Genomic DNA, 8,540 nt, shown 5'->3' on the forward strand with positions numbered 1-8,540 from the left:
TTTTATAATGAATTTTGTCAGTAGCCACCAGATTTTTTCAGTTCCTATGCAACAAAGCCATCCCAGTGTCTGGGCACTGGGATGACATCCTCCCTAGCGGAGATTGCTCTCAAATCACAATGTTCGTACAGTAAGCACTGACCACTTTGCTTCAATATTTGCGATGCCCCTGAACAGATACAAAAAATCTATTGTTTTTTTATAAATTAAATCCTAAGGCATTTTTTACTGTAGATTAATCATTTGATTATAGTATCATTTTAATTAAGCTTACGCTTGGGGTATTTATGAAAAATATTTTATATTTTATATTATTAGCTGTTGTATTCGGATCACTGAGCCTATTTGCTGTAGAGCAATTTGAAGAAAAGAAAATTGAATCAGTTCATAAAAACGAAAATGTAGGTGTAAGGAAGCAAGATAGCACAAATCAAAAAGATGAGTTAAAAAGCAACGTCGATGCTAAACAAACACAAGAGGCTGAGAGCAAAAGATTAGACGGCACTACCGATAAAGAGAAACTGCAACACAACGAGAACAGAGCTTTCGTGGTTGAAAAAACTATAAGTGAAGGTGAAAGGATTGATAAAGATTTGCCAAATGACCAGCTAGAAGGAAGCACAGACAAATTTGCTCAAAATTTACCAAATGTGGCCAATAAAGAAGTGAATAAAGATTTGAAACCAGAGCCTTTGCCTTTAAGTGCTGATTTAAATGAGAATACAGCTAACCCGCAAAAAAATCTACAAGCTGATCAGAAGATTGATATAAAGGATAATGAACTTTCAAAAAGTGATGCGAGTCAATTATTAGGGGGAAAAAAAGAAAAAGTAGAGAATCAGTCTGAAGAAAAAAAAGTGAAAGAAACAAACAGTAATTCCAAGGACCGCAATAGAGTAAAACCTATAACTAAAAAAGATGAAGAAGAGCAAAGTGAAAAGAAAAGTTTACAAAAATGGACAAAGCTAAACAGAGAACCAATAAAAGAATGGGGTCATAAAGACATACAAAGCAAGTCAGTATATAAACGACAATATGATAGCCTTAATGAGCATCTTCCTACAACTGTGTTTATTGATGATTACAGTAAGCAATTTTTTTACTGCATTAAGAAGAACAACTTAACTTGCTTAAGAGGAGTAATAGGTAAGCTGGAAAAAATTGGATTAACAATTCAAGAGATACTAAGGTTTAGAAATAAATTGGGTGATACTCCTCTCACTTATTCAGTTAAACAAGGCGAGGTAGACATAGTGCGCTTTCTCTTATTACAAGGTGCTGATCTTAGAGTAGTTAACAATAATTTTCAATCCCCAATTGATATAGCAATCGAAAAAAAGCAGATCAATATAATAAATGCGATTGCCGAAATGATGCCACATCTTTTGGAGGATAGAAAAATAGACAATAAAGAAAGCTCAGCAATGTACGATTGGGCTGTGAAAACGAAAGAAATACAGTGCGATAAGCAAGATGATTAGATTTTTGATATTAATTTTAGTTGGTCATTTATGTTATGGAAACGAAACAAATGATGAAAAAAATCAGATTAGTGATTTTTTAAACGCTTTGCGTGATGCAAAATACGTATCTTACAGTAAAAAAGACTTTGCTGAATTTTTGGTGCAGTGCCACAAAGAGGGCGTGCCAGAAGATTTTAAGAAAGGTTTTGGTTCTAACTTAAATGGAGCTAATTTTAACCAACTGTACCTAAGTAAATCTGTTTTTGATGGAGTAAGTCTGATTGGTGCTGATTTTTCTAACACCGATTTATCCGACGTGTCTTTCATTGATGTTGATTTACGTGGTGCTAATTTCTCCAATGCTAATTTACATGGCATTAAAATAAAAGGTACAAATTTGAGTTTTACAAAATTTGTTTCTGCAAACTTAACAGATATCGTATTTGATCAGTCTAATGTTAGTTATGCTGATTTTATCAGTTCCGATCTCAAAAAAGTGAGTATGCACAACGTAATTGGTTTGCATACTAATTTCTCGAATGTGAAAATGAATTTCTCCAACTTATCAAACTCGAATGTTAGCCACGTAAATTTTAGTGATAGTGAAATAAACGATACTGTTATGCAGAAAAACAACCTTGATAATGCAAGTTTCTTTGGAGTGGATGCATATAAATTAAAGATACAATTTTCTTCATTAAAAAATGCTAACATATATGGTGCAGAGTTAAAAGAATCAGACTTTACAGGTAGCAATCTTTCCGCTGCCTACCTTAATTCTTCTATCATAATTAACAGTAACTTCGACGAAACTAATTTAAGCAACACACAAATTTCCTATGTGAATGACGATAATTCAAGTTTTGTTCAATCTATACTAAATGGTTCCAAGATAAAGCATACATATGTTTCTGAAGCAAATCTTCAGGATGCTGATTTATCCAATATTGATTTTAGTTTTAGTGAACTGCATCAAGTTAATGTCTCTAATGCTGACATTCGTCACGGAAAGTTTCATAATACTAAAGTTGCGAATTCTAACATGAATGGCTCATTTTTTGACCATTCACTATTCACCTCTGCGAAGATAGAAGATTCAGACCTTTCTACAACTTCAATATATAAGATAAAAATCCAAGACTCTCAAGTTTATAACAGTACACTTTCTCGCCATAATATTGGTTCCAGTGAAATAGAAAATTCAACATTCTTTAATTTATTAGCTGATAATTCGAGCTGGTCCAATTTAAAAGTAACTAATTCAAATTTTATTGAAAGCGATTTCAGATCTTCTTTGCTTCACGCTAATGCCTTTAGGAAAACTAGCTTTTTTCTTAGCAATTTGAGTAATTCAACAATTAGTGATATGTCTTTTCACTCTTCAAGCATATATAAAAGTTCAGTTGCTGATGTTCACCTAACAGGTTGCAAATTTGATAATTCAATTTTGATTGACAATCAAGGGCAGGAGAAACTCACAGGTTCAGAAAATGCTATAACTTCAATTGAAGATTTGCAAGAGAAAATATCACAGGGTGAAAAATTTAATGTAAATTATTCTTACTTTGAATTTAAGGATATGAATTTAGAAAATGCTGATTTTTCTAATTCAACATTGAGTAGAGCAAAGTTTGTAAACGTTAATTTGAATAAGGCAAATTTTGAAAAAACCGATTTGCGCTATACTGTCTTTGATAACTCTTCTCTTATTGGCACCAACTTATCAAATTCTAATTTAGAAGGTTCTAGCTTTTTAAACTCTGATCCAAAAAGCACCATGTTAAAAAATGCAAAGAAAAATGACCGTAAAAAGTGAGGGCGTATTATTGGTTCTATCCTCCCCTTCTGGAGCTGGAAAAACTACTATATCAGCAAAATTACTTGAGCAATCAACTAATTTAGTTAGGTCTGTTTCTATGACTACACGCAAGCCTCGCCCCGGCGAAATAAATGGAAAAGACTATTTTTTCGTTACCGAAGAAAAATTTCACGAGTTATGCGAAGCTGGTCAGATGCTTGAATACGCCAAAGTTTTTGAGAATTTTTATGGTATACCAAGAGATTTTATAGAGCAAAACCTGAGCAGTGGAATAAGCGTTTTACTAAGCATAGACTGGCAAGGAGCATTTCACTTATTCAAGCTCATGAGAAAAAAAGTTGTGAGTGTTTTTATACTTCCCCCTTCAATGGAAGAGCTTAGGTTGCGTTTGCAAAAGCGTAATAGTGATGATGCAAGCGAAATAGAGCGCAGATTAGCCGAAGCTCAAAAAGAGATAAGCAAACGTGATAAATATGATTATGTAATAATCAATGATGATATTGATAAAAGTGTAGAAGAGATAAGCTCCATACTAAATAAAGAAAGACTTAAAAAACTAAAAGAAAAACCAAGTCTGGAAGACTGATAAAAACATCAATTTGGATATTTGCAGCTATAGTTTCTTATCCTATTTTAGCCAATAGCACGTTTCGCAGTTTAGCTATATTTATTATTTTTTAAGACAAAATGGTTAAAATAGTAGACAACTGTTCAAGTGAGGTTTAACTATGACGGAAAATTTTCTCACAGAAATTAATTTTCTGCCTTTCCACCTATATTTTGATCACATATACAACGTTTAGCTCAATTTAAAAGTCAAACTTCTTGGTTGTTAGTTTAGTGCTGACAACTTAAATAGCTTTTAATATTGAGGTTTTAGTATGGGTATAGATATAACTGCACTAACTACTAATGCAGATAAATTAGGTGAATGCATAGATAAAAATAAAAAGCAAGAGCAGGATAGAAAAGACGAACAATTATATGGCATTATAGAGAGAAAGGTAAAAAAAGAAGAACACAAGCGTGAAAAACCAAGAGGTCAAGATGAAACCCTCAAGAAGTGTAAAAGGTTATTTGAGGAAGGTGCTAGCTCTGAAGTATTAACTAAATTAGAAGAATCACTTAGAGAACAAGAAAAATATTATAGGTATTATGTCCAATGCTTCCTTCCAGTGCTAGATAAAGCAATAGAACGATCGAAAAAAATATCAAATGAAACAAAAGAGCGAGTAAAGCAAGCAATTTCAGAAATTACTTATAATAGCAGATATTGTTTTACCCACAACCGTAGGGACAGCGAAACAGAGAGTGGCTACGGCAGTGATGTTGAAGATGATCATGAAGTAGAAATAAGCAACGAAATAACAAATAACAATGCTCTACTACTAAAAGCGATCAAAAATGGAAATAACAGGAAATTTAGAAAATATCTAAAAGATTGTACGGATATTAGCAGCATAAAAGCTGAAGAAGGGAAAAATATTTTACACCTCATTGCGTCGTTGGAAAAGAAACAGAAATGCAAGTTTCTGGGTACCCTAATAAAAACGGTCACCAAGGAAGATTTAGCACAACTTGTTGATAGTGAAAATCAGACCCCTTTTCAGGCAGCACTAATTAACAAGGTAACAAAAGAAAAACATGAGTCTCATACAATCCAAGATAACGATAACACACTTAAGTTTCTTACAAAATTGTTAGAGCATGGGGCCAGCTCTGATAATTTAGGATTATCTACAAAAAAATTACAAGACTTAAAAGAAGAGCAAAAGACATACTATCGTAATTTCTTAGAAAAATTAGCAGAGCAAGGAAAGAAATCTAAATTAAAGCCAGAAATAAGAATCAATACAGAAGCAAAAATTAAAGAAATTATACCACGTACCATAAATACTCCAGATAGTAATGATAATTATCAATTACATTTAGCAATTAAAGATAATGATAAAGAACGTTTTGAAGAGTTATTGCAAAAAGGGGCAGATATTACTGTGCAAGATAAAGATGGAAAAAATGCTCTGCACTATATTGCTTCATTCAAAGGAGAACAAAAAGTTACATGTTTGGAATTGATTTTAGGTTTAGTAAAAAATGGAACAATATCTAAAGATAAATTAGGTAAAGCTATAAATGCTAAGAATGGAGAAGGGAACACACCCCTAGAATTGGCATTAAAGAACAAAGCAGAAAAAAGAAGTATCGAACACCTATTGCAAGGAACAATTTTTGATACAGCAACTGCTTATGACAATACAACAAAATTTTGTACAATGCTGCTAGAAATAGGCGCTGATCCCTGTTCTCTGGAGCTGAAAAATCCAAAATTCCATACTAAAAAGTACTATTTAACTTTACGAGATCTAAAAGATTATTCAGGGACTCCACAGAAAGCACAGGAGAAAGCTAAAGAACTAAAAGAGAAGCTTGAAGAAAAATACCACTGTGGAACTGCTTCGAAAAAATGCAAGTCTGGCATTAAAAAGCTAGATTCTGCTATAAAGAAAACAGGATCTGCTGTAGCAGGATTCATAGATCCAGCAAAAAGGACCCGCGAATTGTTAGCAATCACGATAACGATTACTGTTATTGCAATGGTAACATTTGCTTTCTTTCAGGGTCAAATGGCAATTGGAGCAGCCATTCCTATCATAGCTACTGCTGGAGTTATATGCCTTACTTTAACTTTAGGATTTAGTGGTATTAAGAAACTTTTTGAAAAATCAACCAACAAAGCACAGGACACATTTAACGACAAAAACCGCTCTAATTCAACAACAGAGCAGAATCAAGCTTCGAAGAACCTTGTTAATAATGATCAACAGAATTTAAGGAATGAGACTAAAAATCAAGCAGTACAAGAGTCACCAAATCAATCAGAGCATACTGAGAGTCCTCCAGACACTAAAATGAGTGCCATATCAATAATGAACTCGTTGAAAAATTGTGTAGGGATAGTGTAACTAGTAAACCCTCTTCTCTGGCGCTATGAAATCAATCTCACCGCTCAGAGTTTTTTCAGCCACTTTTTTATAATCAATTTTTACGTTAATTTGCCCTTTCTTTTCTTCAAGCCACGCTATAGTGTGCTTCATCCAGTTTTTGTCATCACGTTCAGGAAAGTCTTCACGAGCATGGGCACCTCTGCTTTCCTCGCGATTAGCTGCGCATTCCATGGTAATAACCGCTTGTGGGATCATGTTAGCAAGCTCCAGTGCTTCAACTAAATCACTATTCCACATCATACTGCGATCCTCAAGTGAAATATCAGGCATCATTTTTGCTACCTTTTTTATAGCTTTTTTGCCTTCTTCTAAAACTTCAGCAACACGGAACACTGATGCGTACTTTTGCATAGTGTTCTGCATTTCGCTGCGTATTTTTGCTACTTTTAGCCCACCGGAGGCAAATCGCACTTTATTAAATCTATCTACTATCCAGTCTGTGCAGTCTGAATGCAATTTTTTATGTGGTGTACCGGATTTTACTTTCTCTCTTGCTCTGAGCGCTGCAGCTCTACCAAAAACCACAAGATCAAGAAGCGAGTTAGAACCAAGTCGATTTGCACCGTGCACAGAAACACATGCAGCTTCTCCAATTGCAAATAGTCCATCTACCACTTCTTCCTTACCTTGCTTCAGCGTGATCACTTCTCCATAATAATTGGTTGGAATGCCACCCATGTTATAGTGAACAGTCGGAATGACCGGTATTGGATCTTTAGTGACATCAACTCCAGCAAAAGTTCTTGCGGTTTCGCTGATGCCCGGCAATCTGAGTTTTATTACTTCCGGATCAAGATGCGCTATAGTTAAATACATATGATCTTTTTTTGGTCCAACCCCCCTTCCCTCTCTAATTTCAATTGTTATTGCGCGACTTACCACATCACGGGAAGCTAAATCTCTTGCTTTTGGTGCGTAACGTTCCATAAACTTCTCGCCCTGAGAATTAACGAGGTACCCCCCTTCACCACGGCATCCTTCTGTCATCAGGCACCCTGAGCCATATATTCCTGTTGGATGAAATTGTACAAATTCCATATCTTCAAGTGGTAATTCAGCCCTTACTACCATGCCATTACCATCACCTGTGCAGGTATGCGCACTTGTTGCAGAGAAATAAACACGCCCATATCCACCTGTTGCTAACACCACTCTATGCGCACGAAATCTATGTAATGTGCCGTCGCATAGCGACCAAGCAAGAACTCCGCAGCATGCTCCGGTTTCGCTATCCATAATTAAATCAATCACAAAGTATTCAACAAAAAATTCAGCGTTGAATTTAAGACACTGCTGATATAGAGTGTGAAGGATTGCATGCCCAGTCTTATCTGCTGCCGCACAAGTGCGCTGCGCTGATTTTCCTTTACCAAAGTGAGTTGTCATTCCACCAAAGGAACGCTGGTATATTTTGCCATCTTCTGTACGAGAAAAAGGTACGCCAAAATTTTCAAGTTCAATAACAGCTTTAGCAGCGTTTTTACACATATATTCTATTGCATCTTGATCACCAAGCCAGTCTGAACCTTTTATTGTGTCATATGCATGCCAGCGCCAATCGTCTTCACCGATATTACCTAAAGCTGCACTAATTCCGCCTTGTGCTGCAACTGTATGACTTCGTGTAGGGAAAATTTTAGAAATGCAGGCAACTGAAAAATTAGTTGCAGCCATCCCAAGCGTTGCTCTGAGCCCTGCTCCACCTGCACCTACTACTACCACGTCATACTCATGTTCTATGATCTCATACGCTGACTTATCCATATTTACTTATTTTATCATTACAGGCTTATGATATCACAGAAGTAGAAAAAATCTATACAAGTTTTCTATAGTTAAGACGTCATGCCGCCGCGGCGCTAACAAGTAGCGGGATGACGGTTGTCGGGGTGTCATGAAAGTAGCTGACACTTGGGGTCTATGTTTTTTCTGGTCACACGTACAGCTGTACGAACATTGTGCTACTAATAGGGTGTCATGCCAGTGCTTGACACTGGCATCCAGGAATTTTATTAAGTTGGTGAGTATAAAAGTAGCTGTTTTATGTTAAAATACGACGTTTTCGATGAGATTATATGGAAAACTGGATTCCAGTGTCAAGCACTGGAATGACATCACAGAGGCACTGGAATGACGCCTCTCTTGGGCTCTTTTAGCTATAAACATTAAGAAATTTACCAAACGAAAAAAAAGGCAAAAGAAGCCCCGTGGTTATTATCCGCTTTAAAATATTGGCGTTTTTTATGTTTTAAA

The 8,540-nt window shown here is 35.5% G+C and carries 5 protein-coding genes; 4 read left to right on the forward strand and 1 reads right to left on the reverse strand.

The annotated features are described in order from the left end of the window. Positions 1–287: 287 nt before the first annotated feature. From OZD61_RS00070 to OZD61_RS00085, 4 genes are all read left to right on the forward strand, one after another. Positions 288–1,481 carry an ankyrin repeat domain-containing protein gene (locus OZD61_RS00070; protein WP_274979381.1) on the forward strand — a complete coding sequence of 398 codons (1,194 nt, stop codon included), beginning with the start codon at positions 288–290 and terminating at the stop codon, positions 1,479–1,481. Next, positions 1,474–3,279: a pentapeptide repeat-containing protein gene (locus tag OZD61_RS00075; protein WP_274979382.1), complete on the forward strand. Its 1,806-nt coding sequence runs from the start codon at positions 1,474–1,476 to the stop codon at positions 3,277–3,279. Before OZD61_RS00070 ends, OZD61_RS00075 begins: the two co-directional genes overlap by 8 nt. Beyond that, positions 3,263–3,868 carry a guanylate kinase gene (gmk, locus tag OZD61_RS00080; protein ID WP_065095341.1) on the forward strand — a complete coding sequence of 202 codons (606 nt, stop codon included), beginning with the start codon at positions 3,263–3,265 and terminating at the stop codon, positions 3,866–3,868. Before OZD61_RS00075 ends, gmk begins: the two co-directional genes overlap by 17 nt. Positions 3,869–4,163: 295 nt before the next feature. Further along, positions 4,164–6,245: an ankyrin repeat domain-containing protein gene (locus tag OZD61_RS00085; protein ID WP_274979383.1), complete on the forward strand. Its 2,082-nt coding sequence runs from the start codon at positions 4,164–4,166 to the stop codon at positions 6,243–6,245. Here the strand turns inward: OZD61_RS00085 and sdhA are convergent, their stop codons facing one another. Further along, a complete protein-coding gene (gene sdhA, locus OZD61_RS00090; protein ID WP_274979384.1) occupies positions 6,246–8,051 on the reverse strand; it encodes a succinate dehydrogenase flavoprotein subunit in 1,806 nt (601 codons plus the stop codon). Between the last annotated feature and the right edge of the window lie 489 nt (positions 8,052–8,540).

It is taken from the genome of Wolbachia endosymbiont of Drosophila bocki (assembly GCF_028982005.1).
GTDB classification, from domain to species: Bacteria; Pseudomonadota; Alphaproteobacteria; order Rickettsiales; family Anaplasmataceae; genus Wolbachia; species Wolbachia pipientis.